The sequence below is a fragment of the Stenotrophomonas sp. C-A genome (assembly GCF_054030835.1).
In genome coordinates this window covers 3,411,347-3,432,067 of the sequence record NZ_CM132916.1, presented here as the reverse complement: position 1 = coordinate 3,432,067, position 20,721 = coordinate 3,411,347, and the positions used below count along the sequence as shown (strand labels likewise).

17 protein-coding genes are annotated in these 20,721 nt (G+C 67.9%); 7 read left to right on the top strand and 10 right to left on the bottom strand.

Annotation, left to right across the window (positions count from 1 at the left end):
* Position 1: 1 nt before the first annotated feature.
* The 4 genes from ACW5IY_RS16165 to ACW5IY_RS16150 all read left to right on the top strand — a co-directional run bounded on the left by ACW5IY_RS16165 (position 2) and on the right by ACW5IY_RS16150 (position 2,864).
* The gene (locus tag ACW5IY_RS16165) at positions 2 to 748 is read left to right on the top strand and encodes an S-methyl-5'-thioinosine phosphorylase (protein ID WP_005410591.1); all 747 of its coding nucleotides are present in this window, start codon (positions 2 to 4) and stop codon (positions 746 to 748) included.
* A gap of 88 nt (positions 749 to 836) precedes the next feature.
* Positions 837 to 1,043, top strand: a complete 207-nt coding sequence (locus ACW5IY_RS16160; RefSeq protein WP_005410590.1) for a cold-shock protein — start codon at positions 837 to 839, stop codon at positions 1,041 to 1,043.
* A gap of 102 nt (positions 1,044 to 1,145) precedes the next feature.
* On the top strand, positions 1,146 to 2,414 hold the full coding sequence (locus ACW5IY_RS16155) for an FAD-dependent oxidoreductase (protein ID WP_049436448.1): 1,269 nt from the start codon (positions 1,146 to 1,148) through the stop codon (positions 2,412 to 2,414).
* 180 nt (positions 2,415 to 2,594) lie between these two features.
* Entirely contained in the window at positions 2,595 to 2,864 is a 270-nt protein-coding gene (locus tag ACW5IY_RS16150) for a hypothetical protein (RefSeq protein WP_049436447.1), read from the top strand.
* Position 2,865: 1 nt separating this feature from the next.
* On the opposite strand, the gene pdeM is transcribed toward ACW5IY_RS16150, so the two are convergent.
* The 4 genes from pdeM to ACW5IY_RS16130 are packed head-to-tail and all read right to left on the bottom strand — an operon-like array spanning position 2,866 to position 8,555.
* Positions 2,866 to 3,507, bottom strand: coding sequence for a ligase-associated DNA damage response endonuclease PdeM (pdeM, locus tag ACW5IY_RS16145; RefSeq protein ID WP_049436446.1), 642 nt, complete (start codon positions 3,505 to 3,507; stop codon positions 2,866 to 2,868).
* On the bottom strand, positions 3,497 to 5,956 hold the full coding sequence (locus ACW5IY_RS16140; protein ID WP_049436445.1) for a ligase-associated DNA damage response DEXH box helicase: 2,460 nt from the start codon (positions 5,954 to 5,956) through the stop codon (positions 3,497 to 3,499). The genes pdeM and ACW5IY_RS16140 overlap by 11 nt, the downstream gene beginning before the upstream one ends.
* Positions 5,953 to 7,560, bottom strand: a complete 1,608-nt coding sequence (locus ACW5IY_RS16135; RefSeq protein WP_049436444.1) for an ATP-dependent DNA ligase — start codon at positions 7,558 to 7,560, stop codon at positions 5,953 to 5,955. The genes ACW5IY_RS16140 and ACW5IY_RS16135 overlap by 4 nt, the downstream gene beginning before the upstream one ends.
* Entirely contained in the window at positions 7,557 to 8,555 is a 999-nt protein-coding gene (locus ACW5IY_RS16130; protein ID WP_049436443.1) for a ligase-associated DNA damage response exonuclease, read from the bottom strand. The genes ACW5IY_RS16135 and ACW5IY_RS16130 overlap by 4 nt, the downstream gene beginning before the upstream one ends.
* A 113-nt stretch (positions 8,556 to 8,668) precedes the next feature.
* On the opposite strand from ACW5IY_RS16130, the gene ACW5IY_RS16125 reads away from it, so the two are divergent.
* The gene (locus ACW5IY_RS16125; protein ID WP_049436442.1) at positions 8,669 to 10,306 is read left to right on the top strand and encodes an acyl-CoA dehydrogenase family protein; all 1,638 of its coding nucleotides are present in this window, start codon (positions 8,669 to 8,671) and stop codon (positions 10,304 to 10,306) included.
* A gap of 281 nt (positions 10,307 to 10,587) precedes the next feature.
* On the opposite strand, the gene ACW5IY_RS16120 is transcribed toward ACW5IY_RS16125, so the two are convergent.
* The 3 genes from ACW5IY_RS16120 to ACW5IY_RS16110 form a co-directional block, all read right to left on the bottom strand.
* Positions 10,588 to 10,998, bottom strand: a complete 411-nt coding sequence (locus ACW5IY_RS16120) for a hypothetical protein (protein WP_010482846.1) — start codon at positions 10,996 to 10,998, stop codon at positions 10,588 to 10,590.
* 158 nt (positions 10,999 to 11,156) lie between these two features.
* Positions 11,157 to 11,498, bottom strand: a complete 342-nt coding sequence (locus tag ACW5IY_RS16115; protein WP_004153024.1) for a hypothetical protein — start codon at positions 11,496 to 11,498, stop codon at positions 11,157 to 11,159.
* Between the two features lie 124 nt (positions 11,499 to 11,622).
* Positions 11,623 to 12,798 (bottom strand): thiolase family protein, encoded by a 1,176-nt coding sequence (locus ACW5IY_RS16110; RefSeq protein WP_049436441.1) that lies wholly within the window; start codon positions 12,796 to 12,798, stop codon positions 11,623 to 11,625.
* A gap of 183 nt (positions 12,799 to 12,981) precedes the next feature.
* Here ACW5IY_RS16110 and ACW5IY_RS16105 point away from each other — a divergent pair, with 183 nt between their 5' ends.
* Entirely contained in the window at positions 12,982 to 15,822 is a 2,841-nt protein-coding gene (locus ACW5IY_RS16105) for an autotransporter serine protease (RefSeq protein WP_049436440.1), read from the top strand.
* A gap of 44 nt (positions 15,823 to 15,866) precedes the next feature.
* Here ACW5IY_RS16105 and ACW5IY_RS16100 read toward each other — a convergent pair whose 3' ends face one another.
* Positions 15,867 to 16,964, bottom strand: coding sequence for a Glu/Leu/Phe/Val dehydrogenase dimerization domain-containing protein (locus ACW5IY_RS16100; protein ID WP_010482852.1), 1,098 nt, complete (start codon positions 16,962 to 16,964; stop codon positions 15,867 to 15,869).
* A 278-nt stretch (positions 16,965 to 17,242) separates the two neighbouring features.
* Here ACW5IY_RS16100 and ACW5IY_RS16095 point away from each other — a divergent pair, with 278 nt between their 5' ends.
* Positions 17,243 to 18,319 (top strand): HDOD domain-containing protein, encoded by a 1,077-nt coding sequence (locus ACW5IY_RS16095; RefSeq protein ID WP_049436439.1) that lies wholly within the window; start codon positions 17,243 to 17,245, stop codon positions 18,317 to 18,319.
* Positions 18,320 to 18,322: 3 nt separating this feature from the next.
* Here the strand turns inward: ACW5IY_RS16095 and ACW5IY_RS16090 are convergent, their stop codons facing one another.
* Together ACW5IY_RS16090 and ACW5IY_RS16085 are read right to left on the bottom strand one after the other, a co-directional pair.
* Positions 18,323 to 19,912, bottom strand: a complete 1,590-nt coding sequence (locus tag ACW5IY_RS16090) for a phospholipase D family protein (RefSeq protein WP_049436438.1) — start codon at positions 19,910 to 19,912, stop codon at positions 18,323 to 18,325.
* Positions 19,913 to 20,015: 103 nt separating this feature from the next.
* The gene (locus ACW5IY_RS16085; protein WP_010482859.1) at positions 20,016 to 20,714 is read right to left on the bottom strand and encodes an RNA pseudouridine synthase; all 699 of its coding nucleotides are present in this window, start codon (positions 20,712 to 20,714) and stop codon (positions 20,016 to 20,018) included.
* Positions 20,715 to 20,721: the final 7 nt, after the last annotated feature.

Here is a 20,721-nt window from a genome sequence, read left to right as displayed (position 1 = left end):
AATGCAACAGATCGCCCTGGCCGTGATCGGCGGTACCGGTGTCTACAATCTGGCCAAGCTTGACGATGTGCAGACCCACGAGGTCGACACCCGCTTCGGCCGCCCGTCGGGCCCGGTGCGCGTCGGTACGCTGCTCGGCCATCGCGTGGCGTTCCTGGCGCGGCATGGCGAAGGCCATTCGCTGCCGCCGCACAAGATCAACTACCGCGCCAACCTGGCCGCGCTGCAGCAGCTGGGCGCGCAGCGCGTGCTGGCGTTGAACACGGTCGGTGGCATCACCGAGAACTTCGGTCCGCGCGTTCTGGCTTGCCCGGACCAGATCATCGATTACACCTGGGGCCGGATCAGTACGATCTGTGAAGAAGAAGGCACCGACGTGGTCCACGTCGATTTCGGCCATCCGTACACGCCGATGCTGCGCAGCAAGATCCTGGCCGCGGCCAAAGTGACCGGCGTCACGGTCCATGACGGGGGCTGCTACGGCGCAACGCAGGGGCCGCGCCTGGAAACCATCGCTGAAATCGCCCGGATGCGCCGCGACGGCTGCGACCTGGTGGGCATGACCGGCATGCCGGAAGCCGCGCTGGCACGCGAGCTGGGGCTGGATTATGCCTGCCTGGCGATCATCGCCAACTGGGCTGCCGGGTGTGGTGATGGCGAGGAGATTACGATGGCCGAAGTGCTGGCCAACGTGCAGGCGGCAAGCAACGGACTTCCGGAACTGGTGGGCGAATTGGCACGGGGGTGATTGTCTTCCCCGAGCAAGCTTTGCATACTCAGCTTGTGCGCGGGTTCAGCGTACACCACCCATTCATTGCATAAGGTCTCGCATCACCATGCCGAACGGTACCGTCAAGTGGTTCAACGACGCCAAGGGATTTGGCTTCATCTCGCCGGAGGATGGCAGCGCCGACGTGTTCGCGCACTTCTCCGCCATCAACTCCAAGGGCTTCCGCAGCCTGCAGGAAGGCCAGCGTGTCACCTATGACGTGACCCAGGGCCCGAAGGGTGCCCAGGCTTCGAACATCACGCCGGCCGAGTGATCCACTCGACAGTGCGTTGAAAACCCCGCTTCGGCGGGGTTTTTTTTGCGCGGCATGCCCGCGGCCCGTTCGCGATCCACCCACCTCGGGCACAATGCGCCCATGAAGGAACGACTGCGCATCGCCGTGATCGGCTACGGCACCGCGGGACAGGCAGTGTCCATCCTGCTCACCCGTGACGGCCACGAGGTGGAGATCTTCGAACGCGTGCCCACGCCGGGACCGGTGGGCGCCGGCTTCCTGCTGCAGCCCAGCGGCCTGCAGGTACTGTGGCAGATGGGCCTGCTTGATTCCGTGCGCGCACATGCCGCGCCGGTGCACCGCCTGTATGGCGACACGCCGTGCGAGCGCGCGGTGATGGACATGCGTTACGACGGACTGGATGCGCGCCTGCACGGCCTGGGCATGCAGCGCGGGGCCTTGTTCTCGCTGCTGGACGAAGCGCGCGCGGGTGCAGGCCAGTTGCATGCGGGCGTCAGCATCGCGGCGGTGGATGCCGAGCAGGGCCGCCTGCGCGACAGCGACGGTCGCATGCACGGCCCGTTCGATCTGGTGGTGGCCGCCGATGGCGCCGCCTCGACGCTGCGCGGTACGATCGCCGGCGGTGCAGGGCTGGACCGCGTGTATCCGTGGGGGGCGCTGTGGTGCCTGCTGCCGGCCGAAGACTGGCCGCACGTGCGGGAGCTGCGCCAGCGCTACGTGGCCGCGCGCAAGATGATCGGGCTGCTGCCGGTCGGTACGCGCCCCGGTGATGACACGCCGCGCCTGAGCTTCTTCTGGAGCCTGCCACGCGCCGACTTCGAGCGCTGGCAGGCCGACGGCATGGTCCCCTGGCTGGATGAACTGCATGCACTGTGGCCGCAGGCCAGTGCGCGCTTCGCCCATCTGCGCGATGCCGGCCAGCTGGCGCGTGCGGTCTATCGCGATGCAGTGATGACGCGCTGGCACCAGGGCCGCATGGTGCTGGCCGGTGATGCCGCGCATGCGATGAGCCCGCAGCTGGGGCAGGGCGTGAACATGGCGCTGCTCGATGCGTTGGCATTGCGCGATGCCGTGCGCGCGCAGGGGGGCGGTGCCGAAGCGTTGCAGGCGTACCAGGCGCAACGCAGGGCGCACGTTGCGGTGTACCAGCGCTGGAGTCGTTGGCTGACGCCGCTGTTCCAGTCCAACCGCGACGCCTGGGCCAAGGCGCGTGATGTGCTGCTGGGCCCGATGGGGCGCCTGCCCGGTGGTCGTGGCCACATGCTGCGGGTGCTCAGTGGCACGCAGCATGGTTGGTTTGGCTCGCTGGCACTGGATCCGGCTTTCGTCGACGCACTGGCCATCGCAGCGGAGATGCCTCGCATCAACGCGATCACGGCCAATGCGTGAAGCGCGTCGTCACGTGAATTAACGGTTGCCTCACCGCGGATATGCGAGAAGTAGGTTGCACGCGATTGCGCGTCGCCCGTTTTCCTTTCCGTGATCAACATCGCGCGTGGCCCGGGCGGCGCTGCCGTTGCGGCCTGTTGCGGCCCGGACGTGCCGCCTGTTGTTGAAGAGGAGGACGCCATGTTGTTCGCGGTCGAGGAGCTGGAATCGGAAATCTGCAAGCTGCGCGGATTGCTGCAGATGCTGCACGAGGACCAGCCCGACGTACTGGAGGACGTGTTCGAGTTCCATGTCGGCAACCTGATCAGTCATGCATCAGCGGAGCACCACGCACGCATCCGCACCTGCGCGCAGGAGATGCTGGCGGCGATCCAGGCGTTGCCGCGACGACGTGAAGATGACACGCCTGATTTCCGGTTGATGCCGCAGCTGGGTATTCGTCCGGCCTGATTCAAGCCTCCGGCAGTTCCACCAGGCCGCCCTGCACGCAGACGATCATCTGCTCGCCAGGGACGGGGGCAGGGACGATTCCGGCGGTAAACGCGGAGAAGGCGGGCAGGATTGTCATCCGGTCGCGCAGCCAGAACGCGGCGAAGCGCCGCCGCAGGGGCGGCAAGGCAACCTGCGGATGCAGATGCCCGGCGATCACATGCAGCTCTGCATCGGGCATCGGCTCATGCCGAAGCAGGAACGGCCCCAGCCGTACTTCATCGTGGATCTGGACCTGCAACTGCGCATGCGGCAGCTGGCGGTCGTGATTGCCGCGCAGAACATGCACGTCCAGTGCAGCATTGCGTTCACGCCATCCCAGCCATTGCTGGTACCAGGCAGCGCGATGCGCTGGCCCATGCAGGATGTCGCCCAGGATCCACAGCTCGCGGCAGGCATGCCTGTACAGCAGCCCCTGCAGGCGTTGCAGGTCTTCGCCGGTGCCGCCGCTGGGCAACGCGATGCCGGCACGACGGAATGCATCGGCCTTGCCCAGGTGCAGGTCGGCGATCAACAGCGCCTGCCGCGCAGGCCAGTACAGTGCACGCGCGCCAAGCAGAATCAGCGATTCGCCGGCGCGCAGCAGCGGCAGTTCATCGGCCATGGCGGCGCTCCAGCTGCTGGGCCGCGCGTTGCACACGGGTGCGCCAGTCTTCGTTGCTGAACTGCCCGCGCAGGCGTTCGGCCCACAGTGGAAAGCCCAGCGGTGTGAGTGACGCCGGGTGCTGCACCGAGAGGACCTGCATGCCGATCCTTGCCAGTACCTGCTGCAGCCCTGGGAGGTCCAGGCTGTCGTGCAGCACTTCGCGTTCGGCCAATGCCAACAGCAGGTGGCCGGGATCATGCTCGCGCAGTACGTCGTAGAGCAGGCCCGCCGAGGCCTGCAGCTGGCGCAGCGACCGCGGCATGCCGCCGGGCAGGCTGGGCACCAGCAGGCCGGATACGCGTGCGATGCCACGGAACTGGCGCCGCGCCAGCTCGCCCAGGTTCACTGCCGCGCGCAGATCGTCCAGCAGCTGATCGGGGGTGAACAATGCGCGCCATTGCGCCGCATCCAGATCGATCGCCTGCGCCGGTGCCAGCACCAGGCCATGATCGTTCACCGCATAGCCGATGCTGTTGCGCTGCCAGCGGGTACAGCGCAGTGCCAGCAGGGCCGCCAGCGCCTCGTGCACGTGGCGGCCGGCAAAGGGGTAGACGAACAGAAACTGGCCTTCGCGGCGCCGCACCTCTTCCACCAGCAGATGTTCCGGGCCGGGAAGCGCCGACAACTGCTGCTGCAGTGCCAGCAACGGTGACAACCAGCGTGATTCGGCACTGTCGTCGGCACCGGACAGTACCCACTCCAGCTCACGGCCGAGCGGCATCGACAGCGGCAACTGGCCTCCCTGCCAGCGCGGCACCACACCATCACCGCGCCCTCGCGCCAACCGCACGAAGGCGGTCATGTCGCGCAGCTGCACCAGTTCCAGCAGGCGCCCGGCGAACTGGAAGCGATCACCACGGCGCAGGCGGCTGGCGAACTGTTCCTCCACGGCGCCCAGGCCACCCCCACGCAGGAACTGCACGCGCACGCTGCCATCGCTGCTGATGGTGCCGATCGACAGCCGATGACGCAGTGCCTGGCGGCGATCGTGCATGCGGTAGTAGCCGTCGTCATCGCGCACGACCTTGTGGAAATCAGGGTACTGGGCCAGCGCCTGGCCGCCCTGCACGATGAAGGTCAGCACGGCCTGCCATTGGTCGTCGCCGAGCGATGCGAAGGCGTGGGTGCGCCGCACCTGCGCCAGTAGCGCGTCGCTGTCGAAGCCACCGGCCAGCGCGCGGCTGACCGCATGCTGGGCCAGCACATCCAGCGACAGTGTCGGCGGCCTGCGTGCTTCGACCACGCCTTTGGCCAATGCACGGCGCACCGCCGCGTACTCGGCCAGTTCCAGCGCATGGCTGGGCACGCACAGGATGGAACCGCTGGCACCGGGGCGGTGGCGCGCACGTCCGGCGCGTTGGCGCAGGCGGGCCACACCCTTCGGGCTGCCCAGCTGCAGTACCTGCTCAACCTCAGGGAAGTCCACGCCGAGGTCGAGGCTGGAGGTGGCAACCACGCAGCGCAGCACGCCCGCGCGCAGGCCATCCTCCACCTGCTGGCGCAGCGCCGGATCCAGTGAGCCGTGGTGCAGCGCAAGCGTGTCCTGGTCCTCGGGCCAGACCGCGGCCAGTGCCTGATGCCATAGTTCCGCCTGCGCACGCGTATTGGTGAACAACAGGCTGCTGCGTGCCTGCATCAACGCGCCCAGCACGCGAGGCAGTTGCGCCAGGCCCAGATGCCCCGCCCAGGGGAAACGTTCGCCGGGGTCGGGCAGCAGGCTGCGCACGCTGATTGCGCGCGGACGTACACCTTGCACGATCAGTGCATCCGGCTGCCCGGGCAGCAGCACGTCGCGTGCCTCCTGCAGATTGCCCAGCGTGGCCGACAGCCCCCACAGCTGCACTGCAGGTGCGGCGTCGCGCAACACCGCCAGGTTCAACTGCAGCAGCACACCGCGCTTGTTGCCCAGCAGTTCATGCCATTCGTCCACCACCACGCAGCGCAGCTGGCGCATGCGCGGCAGCGTATCCGGATAGCTCAGCAGCAGCGCCAGCGATTCGGGCGTGGTCACCAGCACGTCGATGCGGCCTTCGCGGGCCTGGCGCCGCTCGCGGTTGCTGGCGTCACCGCTGCGCAGGCCGACACGCCATCCCAGTCCCAGGCGGTCGACGACGGCCTGAAGGGCGCGGGTGGTATCACTGGCCAACGCGCGCAAAGGCGTCACCCACAGCACCTGCAGTGGGCGCACCGCGCTGGCCCGGCGGGGCGAGGGCGGTGGATCGATAAGCGCCTGCAGCAACGGCCCACCGAACATCGCCAGCGTCTTGCCGCTGCCCGTGGGCGTATGCAGCAACCCGGATTCGCCGGCCAGGTAGTGGCGCCACATTGCGCGCTGGAATGGCAGTGAGCGCCAGCCGCGTGCCGCGAACCAGTCTTCCAGCCGGCGCAGTGCCTGGCTGCGGGTCATCGCGCCAGCGCCTGCAGGCTGGCCAGCTGATCGGCCTCGCTGGCAGGCTTGTCGTGGCGCCAGCGCAGGATGCGCGGAAAGCGCACGGCGATACCGGATTTGTGCCGGCTGCTGCGATTGACCGCTTCGAAACCCAGCTCGAACACCTGTTCGGCGCGCACGCTGCGCACCGGCCCGAAGCGCTCGCGGGTGTTGGCGCGGATCCAGCGGTCGAGCGCGAGGATCTCCTTGTCGTCCAGGCCCGAATACGCCTTGGCCACCGGCACCAGCGTGTCTCCGTCCCAGACGCCGAAGGTGTAGTCGGTGTACAGCGTGCTGCGCCGCCCATGGCCGGCCTGTGCGTACAGCAGCACCGCGTCGATCGTGAGTGGATCGACCTTCCATTTCCACCAGTCGCCGCGTCGTCGCCCTGCCTGGTAAGGGGACGTGCGCCGCTTCAGCATCAACCCCTCCACACCGCGTTCGCGTGCCACGTCGCGCATCGCTGCTGCCCGTCGCCAATCGTCGGCGTCAACGTCGGGCGACAGCTGGATGCGCGCATCACCCAGGGTACCGATGACCGCGGTGAGCCGCGTACGCCGTTCCTGCAACGGCAGCTCACGCAGGTCCGCGCCATCGTGTTCCAGCAGGTCATAGGCGAGCACGCGCACCGGCGTATTGCGCAGGGTGGCCGCACCGGGTTTGCGGCGCTGGATGCGGGTCTGCAGCGCGGTGAAGGCACGCGGCAGGCCGGTGGTCTCGTCCCAGGCCAGCAGCTCCCCGTCCAGCACGCAGCCATCGGGAAGCGCCATCGCCGCCTGCTCGATTTCGGGGAATCGGCCATCCAGTCGTTCCTCGCCACGCGACCACAATGCGACCTCGCCACGCCGGCGCAGCAGCTGCAGGCGGATGCCATCCCATTTCCATTCCAGCAGCCAGTCATCGATCGGGCCGAGCCGTTCGGCAGGTTCACCTTCCAGTGGCGATGCGAGGAAGAACGGGTAGGGCTGCTGACGGTCAAGCGGCAGCTCATCCGGCGACAGCAGCTGAGCCAGCAGCCCGGGCGAGGGCACCCACTCGCCAAGCATGCGCTGGGCGATGCGTGCGATGTCCAGGCCGGACCATTCGGCCAGTGCCTGCTGTACCAGCCGCTGCGAAACACCTACACGCAGGGCACCGGTCAGCAGCTTGTTGAACACCAGGCGTTCGCTGCTGCACAGCTGCTGCCAGCCTGCGACGACCGCCGCACGGCGCACTGCTTCGGGTTGATTGGCCACCGCCAGCAGATGTTGTTCGATCCATTCGGCCAAGGGGCGGTCGGCAGCTGGCCGGGATGGATCATCCAGCAGCAGGGTCAGCGTTTCGGCCAGGTCCCCCACCTGCGCGTAGCTGTCCTCCACCAACCAGGGCGGCAGGCCCGATTCCTCGCTCACCCACGCGCGCAGTTCGCCGCTGGCGGCGATCCTGCGGCGTGCGCCGCCCACCTTGCCGCCGCTGAGCAGGTACAGCGCCCATGCCGCGTCATGCGCACGCGCTTGGCGGAAGTAATCGACCAGCGCCGCACGCTTGTCCAGCGTGGCGGTGCTGCGGTCCAGGCGCTGGTAGAGCGCAGCGAATGCCTTCATTCTCCGCTCCCGAAATCGGTACGGAAGGCTTCGGCAGCCACGCCGCGCTCGCGCAGGAACGGAATCAACGCATCGGTATTGCCATGGGTAGCGATCACCCGCTGGGCGCCCGTCTGTTCGATGGTCTGCAGCAGCGCGGGCCAATCGGCGTGATCGGAAATGACGAAACCGCGATCGACATTGCGACGCCGCCGATTGCCGCGCAGCTGCATCCAGCCGGATGCGAAGCCCAGCTGGTGGCGGCCGAAGCGACGCATCCAGGGCGTGCCCGCAGCTGACGGCGGCGCGAGGATCAGCTGCCCGGCGGCATCCGGCTGGCGGCCCTGTTCGGCCACGGTGAGCGTCTCCAGCATCGGTACGCCGGCCTGCCGGTAGACCGCCACACCATTGGCGATGGCGCCATGCAGCCAGGCCGGGCGATCGTCCAGTGGCCGCAGTTCGGCCAGCACCCGTTGCGCCTTGCCCAATGCATAGCACAGCAGGATCGCCGCCTCGCCACGTTGTTCGCATTCGCGGCGCCACGCCACGATCTCTGCAGCCACCGCCGGCGTGTCCGGCCAGCGGTAGATCGGCAGTGCGAACGTGGCTTCGGTGATGAAGGTATCGCAGGGCACCACTTCGAACGGCGTGCAGGTGGGATCAGGTTGTCGCTTGTAGTCGCCCGAGGCGACCCATACCTGCTGCCCGTCGTCGATGCGTACCTGTGACGAACCGAGCACGTGGCCGGCGGGATGCAGCGACACCTGCACCCGGCCAAGCTGGAATGCGGCACCCTCGGCATGCGCCTGCAACGGCACGTCCCCCAGGCGCCAGCGCAGGATCGGCAGGCTGCCTTCGCTGCAGTGGTACTCGCCCATGCCCGGACGGGCATGGTCGCCGTGGCCATGGGTGATGACCGCGCGCGCTACCGGTCGCCACGGGTCGATATGAAAATCGCCGGCGGCGCAGTACAGCCCCTCCGGGCGCAGCACCACCAGATCGTCGTTGCCTGCCATGTGGTCACTGTGGCCTGCGTCTCGTGCAGAGGGTGAGAATCGGCCTGAACACGGGCTTGGCAGGCGATGCGGCACAATCGGGGCGCAGACCTCTTGCCGCCAGGATGGACCGGATGAGTGGACCCAGCTTCAGCAGCAACGCGCCGTATGAAACCCATGTGGTGCTGAACCAGCCGCCGCCGTTCGCAGGGCGACAGTTGTGGACCGACGACGTGGCGCTGATGGAAGCCGTGCAGCGCGAAGGCGCCGCCAGCTTCGCGCCGCGGCTGGGTGTCTATGGTGCACTCGCCGGTGATGAACTGTACCGGCTCGGCTTCGATGCCAACCGTGATCGTCCGCGGCTGCGCACGCATGATGCACAGGGCCATCGCATCGACACGGTGGAGTTCCATCCGGCCTATCACCGGTTGATGGACACGGCCAAATCGCACGGCGTCGCAGGATTGTCCTGGCATGAGCCGCAGCCTGGCGCACATGTGGCACGTGCGGTGTTGAGCTACCTGCATCACCAGGCCGAGGCGGGCACCAGCTGCCCGCTGACCATGACCCATGCGGCGGTGGCGGTGCTGCATTCGCAGTCGCATCTGGCCGAGTGGGCGCGCAAGGCCGCTGCACCGGTCTATGACCCGCGCGACGTGCCGGTGGCGGACAAGGCCGGCATCACCTTGGGCATGGGCATGACGGAGAAGCAGGGCGGCTCGGATGTCCGCGCCAACAGCACGCGCGCCGAACCGATCGATGGCGAGCGTTACCGCCTGGTCGGCCACAAGTGGTTCTTTTCCGCGCCGATGTGCGATGGCTTCCTGGTGCTGGCGCAGGCGCCGGGAGGACTGACCTGCCTGCTGATGCCGCGCCGGCTGGCCGATGGTGACCGCAATGCGTTCCGGTTGATGCGGCTGAAGGACAAGCTTGGCGATTGGGCCAACGCCTCCAGCGAGGTCGAGTTCTGCGGCGCACAGGCATGGCGCGTGGGCGAAGAGGGGCGCGGCGTGGCCACCATCATCGGCATGGTGATGATGACCCGCCTGGACTGCATGCTGGGTGCGGCGGCAGAGATGCGCATGGCGCTGGCGCAGGCCCTGCACCACGCACGCCATCGACGCACCTTCGGCAAACTGCTGGTCGAGCACCCGCTGATGACCAACGTGCTGGCTGATCTGGCGCTGGAGTCGGAAGCGGCCACGGTGTTGGCGATGCGCATCGCACGCGCGGTGGATCGTGCCGGTGTGGATGCCAATGAAGCGGCGATGGCTCGGTTGGGGACGGCGTTGGGCAAGTACTGGCTGTGCAAGCGCGCACCGGCCTTTGTCAATGAAGCGCAGGAATGCCTGGGCGGTGCGGGCTACGTGGAGGAGTCGATGCTGCCGCGCCTGTACCGGCAGGCACCGTTGAATTCGATATGGGAGGGCAGCGGCAACATCCAGTGCCTGGATGTGCTGCGCGCGCTGGCGCGTGAGCCGGAGGCGATGGCGGCGTTGCGCGGTGAGCTGGCGTCGGTGGCTGATCGTGATGCGCGCTATGGAGCGTCATTGCAGCGTTGGGCAGCGGCGCCGCCACCGGAGGAAGCGCAGGCGCGGCTGTTCTGCGAGCGCACTGCGCTGCTGCTGCAGGCGGCGCTGCTGCTGCGTGCGCGCAGTCCGATGGCGGAGGCGTTCGTGCGCAGCCGGCTGGAAGGGGAGCATGGGCTGGCGTTTGGGACGCTCCCGGCGGGGCTGGAGCTGACGGCGATGCTGGCGCGCGCGCTGCCGTAGGGAATAGCCAACGGCGGTGCCCCTCGTGGTGGGCGCTGATACTGATGGATGGGCCGCGCGGCTAGGTTGCGCTGGGGGCGCCGTGAATACGTCCTTGTAGGCTCGGGCGCGCCATCCATGGCGCTTACGCCCCTGCGCAACCTACCCGCGCGGCCTTGGACGGTTTCCGTGCCGTCCACCACGGAATCAACAGAAAGAGCGGAGAGCGAAAAGCAGAAAAGCCGCGGCAGTGCCGCGGCTTTTCCTGTAGCGCCGAGCCGATGCTCGGCTGCCGATACACCTCAGTGCTTGGCTTCTTCCTTGGCGGCGTTGGCCTTGGCGTCATTGGCGACATCACGTGCCTTGTCGGCAACCTTCTGCGCGGCGTTGGCGGTCGCGTCGCTGGCGTGTGCGGCGGCGTCGGTTGCGGCGTCCTTGGCCTTGTCGGCCGCGTTCGCGGTGGCGTCTGCAGCCTTGTCCAGCGCCTGCTGGGTATCGGCGGCGGCCTGCTCGGACGCGGCAGCGGTCTTGTCGGCGGCGTTGCGGGTGGCTTCGGCGGCCTTGTCCACGGCGTCACGGGCGGCAGCGCCTGCGCTGTCGGCAGCCTGCTGTGCGTCCTGCTTGGCCTGTTCGGCTTCCGGGCCCTTGCAGGCGGCCAGGGCCAGCAGCAGGGAGGCGGCCAGCAGGGTGGTGGTGATCGGACGAATCTTCATGGCGGTCTCCGGTACTGCAATGGATGGGGACGCCAGCCTATTCATGCCGTTGTGAAGACGGGGTCGCGATGCAGCGGCTCCGTCGCGCGCATTTCGACAAAAGAAAAAGCCGCTGGCGAACCAGCGGCTTTTCCAGAACAGCGTGAAGAAAGAAGTTATTACTTCTTGGCTTCTTCAGCAGCGTCCTTGGCCTTCTCAGCGGTGCCTTCAGCAGCCTTGGCAGCGTCAGCAGCGGCGCCGGCAGCGGCGTCGGTGGCAGCAGCGCCAGCCTGGGCAGCAGCGTCAACCGAAGCGTCAGCAGCGGTGGCGGCGGTGTCAGCGGCCTGCTGGGCAGCGTCGGCGGTCTGGGCGCCAGCAGCGGCGGCCTGGTCGGCAGCAGCCTGGGCTTCGGTGGCGGCTTCGTTGGCCGAAGCAGCGGCGTCCTGGGCAGCTTCCTGCTTCGAGCAGGCGGCCAGGGCCAGAGCCAGGGACATCGCGACCAGCAGCTTGTTGATGCTCATTGTGTGAATCCTCGTCGTTAGAATTAGGCAACGCGCATGCTGCGCGCCGACAACATGATGACAAGCCAAGATTGGGTGTCAAGCGATCCCGCATTCATTTTTGCGAAATCATCGTTAAATCCATTTAAATCAATTCGATGGCGATAGCCGTTGCTTCGCCACCGCCGATGCACAGGGTGGCAATGCCGCGCTTGCCACCGCGCGTGCGCAGGGCGTTGACCAAGGTCACCACCAGGCGTGCACCGGAGGCACCGATCGGATGGCCCAGTGCGCAGGCACCGCCATTCACGTTGAGCTTCTCATGCGGGATGCCCAGTTCGCGCATCGGCGCCATCGCCACCACGGCAAAGGCTTCGTTGATTTCAAACAGATCGACCTGGTCCAGCGACCAGCCGGTCTTGTCCAGCAGCTTGTGCAGCGCGCCGATCGGGGCGGTGGTGAACCACTCCGGTTCCTGCGAATGGGTGGCGTGGCCGACGATGCGGGCCAGCGGGGTGATGCCTCGCGCGGCAGCGTCCTCTTCGGTCAGCAGGACCACTGCGGCGGCGCCGTCAGAGATGCTGGAGGAACTGGCGGCGGTCACGCTGCCGTCCTTCTTGAAGGCCGGGCGCAGGGTCGGGATCTTGGCGATGTCCGAGCGGCCGGGCTGCTCGTCGGTGGTGACCTCGACCTCGCCCTTGCGGGTGGTGACCTTCACCGCGACGATTTCATCGGCGAACGCACCGTTGGCCTGGGCCGCCTGCGCGCGCTTGACCGATTCGATGGCGTAGGCGTCCTGCTCTTCGCGGCTGAACTGGTACTTGTCCACGGCGCATTCGGCGAATTCACCCATCGCCTTGCCGTCGTATGCGTTGACCAGGCCATCGTGGGCCATGTGATCGACCGCCTGGAAGTTGCCGAAGCGGTTGCCGGTGCGCGAGTTGGGCAGCATGTGCGGCGCGTTGGACATCGACTCCATGCCGCCGGCGACCACGATGCTGGCCGAACCGGCCTTGATCAGGTCATGGCCGAGCATGATGGTCTTCATGCCCGAGCCGCACACCTTGTTCAGCGTGGTGGCACCGGTTGACAGCGGGATGCCGGCAGCGATCGCCGCCTGGCGGGCCGGCGCCTGGCCCAGATTGGCCGGCAGCACGCAGCCCATGAGGACTTCGGAAACGTCGCTGGCCGGGATGCCCGACTGTTCCAGGGCGGCGGCGATGGCGGCCGCGCCAAGGGTCGGGGTCGGCACGCCGTTGAACTGGCCGAGGAAGGAGCCGATGGCGGTGCGCTTGGCGGCGGCGATGACGATGTTGGACATGGCAATCTCGTTGATGCGTAAGCAATGTTCGGAAAGGAGACCGTGGGCCGTTGGAAGCGCCCCGGTTTCCCGGCAGACTGCGTGGGGGTCGGCCCAAGTATAGAGGGTCGGGGAGGGCCGCCGTTGGACGGCGCCGCATGCCTGCCGGCACAAGGGCGGGCCAACGTTCATGGGAAGGAATCGATGAAACGCACGACGACGGTGAGATCTGCCCTGGCAACCGCGCTGGCACTGGCGCTGACGGCCTGTGGTGGAGGTGGCGGGGGCGGCAACGTGCGCATCGATACACCCCCACCACCGCCGCCACCGACTACCCCGCCACCGACGACGCCGCCCCCGGTCAAACCACAGGAGCCGGCTTTCGACGCGCATCTGTCAGTCACCAATGCGCGCGCCGCACAGGCTGCCGGCCTGACCGGTCAGAACGTGCGCATCGGCATCGTCGATTCCGGCGTGCAGCGCAATGCGGTGGCATTGAATGGCCGGGTGCTGGCCAACCTCAACTACATCGATCCGGCCAGAAACAATCTGGGTGTCGATGATGTGGTCGGCCACGGCACCGCCGTGGCCAGCCTCGCCGCCGGCGCGGCAACGGGCTCCTGGCCGGGCGGCATCGCGCCAAAGGCGCAGATCGTGTCGGCACGGATCATTGCCGACAAACCGCCGACCGACGACGGCAGCGGACGCGGCAATGCATTCAGCGGACCGCTGGGTGTGGCCCAGGTCCACCAGGACCTGATCAGCTACAACGTGAAGGTGATGAACAACTCGTGGGGCGGCCTGTACTGGACCGACCTGCCGACCACCGCGCAGGTGGCCGCCGAGTATCGTCCCTTCGTGATCAACCACGGCGGGCTGGTGGTGTTTGCCGCGGGCAATGATGGCCGCAGCGAACCGAGCAGCCTGGCCGCGCTGCCCAGCCAGCAGGGCGTGGCCGGCACGCTGCCGGCCGCCGATCTGGAGCGCGGCTGGCTGGTGGCCACCGCCGTGGATCCGTATGCGCCCGGTACGCTGGCCAGCTATGCCAATGCCTGTGGCCAGGCAGCCCGCTACTGCCTTGCGGCGCCAGGCAGCGCGGTCTATCCCGATGCCAATGGTGGCAGCTACTACTGGAACTACGGCACGTCATTTGCGGCGCCCTTGATTTCCGGCGCGGCGGCGCTGGTCTGGGAGCGCTTCCCGTACTTCAGCAACGATCTGGTGCGGCAGACCCTGCTGGGCACCGCCAAGGACATCGGCGCGCCGGGCGTGGATCCGGTGTTCGGCTACGGCCTGCTCGACATCGGTCGTGCGATCAACGGTCCGGGCCGTTTCGACTGGGGGGATGTGGTCGCCAACGTGGATCTTGCTTCGACCGGCTCGGCGTGGCGCAACGATATCGTCGGCAGCGGCGGCCTGGTCAAGCAGGGCGGGGGCACCCTGGTGCTGGTCGGCAACAACAGTTACACCGGCGCCACCCGCATCGAACGCGGCATCCTGTCGCTGCAGAACGGTGGCGTGGTCCGTTCCAATGTGACCATTCTCGGCCAGTCCGATCCGGATTCGACCGGCCTGCAGTTCAATGGCGGCACGCCCCGCGTGATCGGCAATGTGGTCAACGGCAGCAGCGTGTTCCTCACCACCGGCAACACCACCGGCACCATCGAGGGCAACTACACCCAGCAGGCCGGTGCACAGCTGATGATCGCACTGGGCGCCAATGCGCTGCAGGTCACCGGCAATGCCGCGATCGACGGTGGCGTGCGCGTGCATGGCTTCGTTTCCGGCTACGTGCCGCAGAACGGCAGCCGGCAGGACCTGATCCATGCGGCAGGCGGACTCAGTGGCACCTTCAGTACGCCGGCTACCTCCAGTGGCCTGCAGGGGCTGTCGTTGCTGCAGAGCAGTTACGGCTACGACAGCAACAACGCCTGGTTGAACCTGACCCAGGTCAGCGTCACCGCAGCGGCCAGCGGCCTGGGGGCGTCCGCCCAGGCGGCAGCACAGCGCCTGGAAGGTGCATTCGCAGCACTCGACAGAAACGCAGGGCTGCAGGGATCGGCCTTTGGTGCAGCGGCCGGCGCCTTGCAGTGGACCGGCGGTGGCCCGCAGGGCCTGGCCGCCAGCCTGCAGAGCCTGTCCGGTCAAGCGCACGCCCGTGCCGAAGCGGCGACCTTCGACAGCATCGACATGTCGCGGCGTGCGATCGCCGAGCGCTTCGATCGTGTACAGGCCGCACCGCGCCTGCGCGGGAGCTGGCAGAGCGCGCTGGGTGAGGCGGGGCAGGGCAGCTTCGCCGGCAACGCCGCCGACAGCCGGGGCTGGATGGCCGGCCAGGATCTGCCACTGGGCAGCAACGGTCTGATGGGCGTGGCGTTTGGCGAGACCCGAAGTAATGGTGGCAGCAGTTTCGGCGGCGATCGTGGGCGTGATCGCCAGGCGCAGGCGCAGCTGTACGCGGGCTGGAATCTGGGGCGTGGCTACGCGCTGGCCCAGGTCGGCAGCGGCCAGTTCACCCGCGCGCTGGATCGTCAGCTGCTGCTCGGTGCGGGCGCCTATGGCGTCTCTGCGCGGTATGGCGGCCGTTTCAGCAGTGCCAGCGTGGAGGGCGGGTACCGGCTGGGGCGTGCAGGCGCGTCATTGACGCCCTACGTCGGCGCCAGCACCACGCGCGTGGATACCGACGCCTTCAATGAGCTCGGCGGCTTCGGTTTCGGCCTGCGGGGTGATGCCAATCGCGTGCAGCGCAGCCAGATGCTGGCCGGTATCCGCGGCGAGCGTGGCTGGGGGCGTTGGACGCTGCGTGGGCATGCCGAATGGCAGCAACGGCTTGATGGTGCGGATGCGGACTGGCAGGCCAGTTTCGTCGGCGTCGATGCCTGGGCACCGCTGGCGGGCTGGAACGCGCCGCGCGGCAGTGCGCTGATCGGCGTGGCGCTGGAATCGTGGTGGGGCCGCACTGGCCGCCTGAGCCTGGGCTTCGACCAGCGCGTCGGTGGCGAAGGTGCGCGGCAGGCAGCCCTGCGCTACAGCACCGGCTTCTGAAGGACAGGTCGCGCCGGGTCCTGCCCGGCGCGACGTCGGCTGGCTCAGCCGCCGCGCAGGTTGCCCAGGCGCGGGGTGCTGCGGCCCAGCGGCATCTTCAGCTTGCCGATCGACAGGATGCGGCTCTCGGCGATGCGGTCGGCGGCACGCTGCGGCGCGATGTTCTCGCGCTGCGACAGTTCGAAGATGCGGGTGAGGTTGTGGTAGATGCTGCGGATCAGGCGCATCGCGCGTTCGCGGTTGTAACCGTCGATCTCCAGCGACACGTTCATCACGCCACCGGCATTGACCGCATAGTCCGGTGCATACAGGATGCCGCGCGCATGCAGCTCGTCGCCGATCTCCAGGCTCGACAGCTGGTTGTTGGCGGTGCCGCAGATGATCTTCGCCTTGATCCGCGGCAGGGTGTCGGCGTTGATCGCGCCTTCCAGCGCGCACGGTGCGAACACGTCGGCGTTCACCTCGTGGATCTCGTCCGGCTTGACTGCTTCGGCGCCGAAATCGCTGACCGCGCGATCAACCAGCGCGCTGTCCAGGTCGGTGACGTAGAGCTTGGCGCCGCGGTCGCGCAGCAGCTTCACCAGTTCCATGCCGATGTGGCCCAGGCCCTGCACTGCGATGCTGGTCTTGCCCACTTCCTCATGGCCGAACTTGAAGCGCATCGATGCCATCAGTGCCTGCAGCGCACCGTAGGCCGTGAAAGGCGCCGGGTCGCCGGAGCCACCATGGACCTGGTGCACGCCGGTCACGAACTGGCTTTCCAGGTAGATGTTCTCCATGTCGTTGACGTCGGTGCCGACGTCCTCGGCAGTGATGTAGCGCCCGCCCAGGGAATCGACATAGCGGCCGAAGGCACGGAACAGCACCTCGGTCTTGTCCACTTTGGGGTCGCCGATGATCACCGCCTTGCCGCCACCTACGTTGAGGCCGGCCAGTGCATTCTTGTAGGTCATCGTCCGGCTCAGCCGCAGCGCATCGGCCAGCGCCTCGTCGGTGCTGGCGTAGGGGCGCATGCGCACGCCGCCCAGGGCCGGGCCAAGGGTGGTGTTGTGGATGGCGATGATCGCCTTCAGGCCGGCGTCGTGGTTGTGGCAGAACACCACCTGTTCGTGGCCGGTGGTGGCGAGGGTTTCGAATAGCATGGCGTCTCCGATGGCGCGATCAGCGGCGAACTGCAGCGAACGGCCAGTGAACGGTAGGGTCCCAAAACAAAAAAAGCGACGTCGTCGGTGCAGGGGGACGGGTCGCGCGGCGCCATTCTAGTCCATTCCCCCGGCCGGTGCCGTCGACATCGGCGGCCTTCCGGTTAAAGAAGATGAAAGTGCGGCCGATGCTGCGACGACGGCGGGTGGCCGGATTCGCGTGAAGAGGCAGGGCGGTCAGTGACGGCAAGGGCACCACAACGACAGGGCGGGCGGCGATGACGCCGGCCTGGTGGCGATCGCTGCGCGGCTGGCTGGCGCGCTCGACCGGGGCCGCGCCGTCCCGGTTGGCGGCGGTGTCGCGGCAGGCGGTGGCGGCGGCTGCGGCCAGCCTGCAGGGTGAGGCGCTGCCTTCGGCCGAGATCGCTGCACATCTGCAGCGCGGCCTGCATGCGCTGGCCCTGTACCCGCGCCTGGCCGGTGAATCCACGCCGGTGCAGGCCGCGGGGCTGGGTGAGGCGGTGGCGCGCGCGCTGCAGGACCGGGACTGGGCGGCCCGTCAGTTGCCGCGCCGCCCGCAGCTGCTGCCGCAGCTGATCCAGACGGTCAACGACGATGCGGCATCGGCGCGGGTGATGGCGGCGATCATCGGCCAGGACCCGGTGCTGACCGGCAACCTGCTGCGCATCGCCAACAGCCCGGCCTACAAGGTGCACGAGCGCCCAGTGGAAAGCCTGCAGCGGGCGGTGACGCTGGTCGGTACCGAAGGCGTGCGACAGATCATCAGCGCGGTGCTGGTGCAGCCGGTGATGCAGGTGCAGTGCGAGGTGTTTCCGCAGTTCAGCACGATCATCTGGGAGCACGCACTGCTGGCTTCGCGCGCAGCCGCTGACCATGCGCGCACGGTCACCTTCGGCGATGCCTTCGCCGCGCAGTGGCTGGGCCTGGTACAGGGGCTGGGGGCCGCACTGGTGATGCGCCAGCTGCTGCAGGAAGCGCAGGCACGCGATGAGACGGTGGAGCCGGCGCTGGCGCTGCAGCTGCTCCAGCAGTGGTCGCTGCCGTTGGCGCAACGCGTGGCTGCGGCCTGGGAGCTGCCCGAGCCGGTGCACCAGGCACTGGCGCCCGAGGCGGATGGCCCGCTGGCTGACAGCCTGCGCCTGGCCAGTGCGGCCGCAGCGGCCAGCCTGCTGTGCCGGCATGGACATGCCAGCCAGAGCCGCATGCTGGCCCTGCTCGAACAGTTGCCTTCGGCGCCGCCGCATGCCCTGCGCTGGATCTGGCGGCGCCTGCACGGGCGCAGTGTGGAAACACGCGATGACGCTGGACAGGAAGAAGCGGATCCTGCGCCCTGAGTGCTACAGCTGCGATTCCACCGGCAGCCAGCTGATCACCCGCGCGGTCCAGCGCTTGCCCAGGCTGGCCCCGGGTTCGGCCTCCACCCAGTGCGGCGGGGGCTGCCGCTCCAGCCAGCGCAGGTCATCATCGCGACCCAGCGCCAGCCACCAGCTGTGCTCCGGGCCGGCAAGGCGCAGGTACTCGTCGCGCAATTGCGCACCCAGCACCGGGTCGTCGAACAGCACGCCCATTTCGGTATTGAGGTAGGCCGAACGCGGGTCGAGGTTGAACGAACCGACGAAACCGCGACGGTCATCGACCACGAATGCCTTGGTGTGCAGGCTGGCCCCGCTGCTGCCGAACAGGCTGGCATCCAGCTGGCCGTGTGCCTTCAGTTCGTACAGCTGCACGCCGGCCTTCAGCAGCGGCACGCGGTAGCCCATGTAGCCGCCGTGTACCGCCGCCACGTCGTTGGCGGCGAGTGAATTGGTGACCACGCCGACCTGCGCGCCGCGCGCGGCCAGCGCCGACAGCGCCTCGACCCCATCGTTGCCGGGCACGAAGTAGGGAGAGATCAGCAGCGCACTGTGCCGCGTGCTGCGCAACTCGTCGCTGAGACGGCTGACCAACCAGCCGCGGCGATCGTCATCGCGGTGCTTCATCGGCGGATCGGAAGCGATGCGCACGTTGGCGCTCCAGTGCAGCGGTTCCGGGCTGGGCCGCTGCCGTGCGCGTGATTCGGCCACGCGCTGCAGGTAGGGCTGTGCCTTGGCATGCATGGTATCCAGGTCCGACTGCCGCACCAGCCGCTGCAACTGCGCATCGGTGTACGAGGCCAGTGCGGAAATCGGGATCGCCGTGCTGCTGTTCCAGTAGTCGTCAAAGATCTGGTTGGCCTGCTGCACGGCGGGGCCGGCCACCACCAGATCCAGATCCTGGAAGTTCACATCGTCGCGCGCGCTGAAGTATTCCTCGCCGATGTTGCGGCCACCGACGATCGCGATGCGGCCGTCTGCGATCCAGCTCTTGTTGTGCATGCGGTGGTTCACGCTGAAAGCGCGCTGCACCAGTTCCAGCGTGCGCGCGATGCCGCTGCGGTTGCGGAACGGGTTGTACAGGCGGATCTCGATGTTCGGATGCGCATCGAGCGCCATCATCAGCGCGTCCTTGTCCTTGGCGTTCATGTCGTCAAGCAGGATGCGCACGCGCACACCGCGCTCGGCGGCGTCGTACAGCGCCTTGGCCATCAGGTGGCCGATCAGGTCGTCGTGCCAGATGTAGTACTGCAGGTCCAGGCTGCGGCCTGCGTGCGTGGTAATCATCGCGCGTGCGGCGAAGGCATCCATGCCATCACTGAGGAACGCCACGCCGGACTGCCCGGGGTGTGCGTCCTGCAGCGGCACGATTTCCTGGTCGATGCGGGTCTGCGCCGGCTGCAGTGGCAGCACATGCGAGGGTGCGCCCTGCGCCCGTGGCGTGAGATGGTCGGCCAGCAGCAGCCCGGACAGGACCAGCAGCAACAGCGCGGCGAGGATGATTGCAGCGACGCGCAGCAGGCGTCGCCACAGGGGCTTGGGCAGGCTCATGGCCCGATGGTAGAGCCACGCCATGCGTGGATGAAAGCCAACAGATTCATGGCAGTAGATCCACGCCATGCGTGGATGCCTTCTTCAGGCAACGTCACGCCATGCGCGGATGACAGGAACTTCGCGGTCAGAACCGTTCGTCGCTGCCCAGGTAACGCCACTGCCCCGCAGGCAGCGGTCCCAGTGCCACGCGGCCAATACGCAGCCGACGCACGGCCGTCACCTGCAGGCCGGCAGCGGTGACCGCCACGCGCAGGCCCTTGGCCGTCAGGCCTTTGCCCGCGAAGCGCAGGCGCTGCTCGCTCTGCCAGCTGACCTTGGCGCCGCCCGATTCCTGCTGCAGCCGCGCCATCAGCCACGGGCCGCGCTCGGGCCCGCCTTCGGCCACTTCGATCAGGTATTCCTGTTCGGTGCGGCCCAGATTGCGCTGCAGATGGGCCAGCGTAGCCGGATCCTGGCTGACCACCACCAGGCCGCTGTCGCTGGCCGGAAGCGAGGCGGCCAGCTGCAGGCCGTGGAAGTGTCGCTGCAGCGGACGGATGTCGCTGGCATCAAGCTCGCTGCGGCTGTCACTGCTGACCAGCGCACACAGGGTCTCAGCAGCAACGCCGGCCGGCTTGTGCAGCAGCATGCTGACCCGCTCGGCCTTTTCATCGCTGGCCTGCTCTGCCACGACGATCACCGCGCTGTCATCGACCGGACGCTGCGGCTGTTCCACCACGTCGCCGTTGACCGTGACCCAGCCGCCTTCGATGTAGCGTCGCGCTTCGCCGCGCGGGATGCCGAGCAGAGCGGACAGGCGTTTGTCGAGACGGATCGGTTCCATGGCGGAA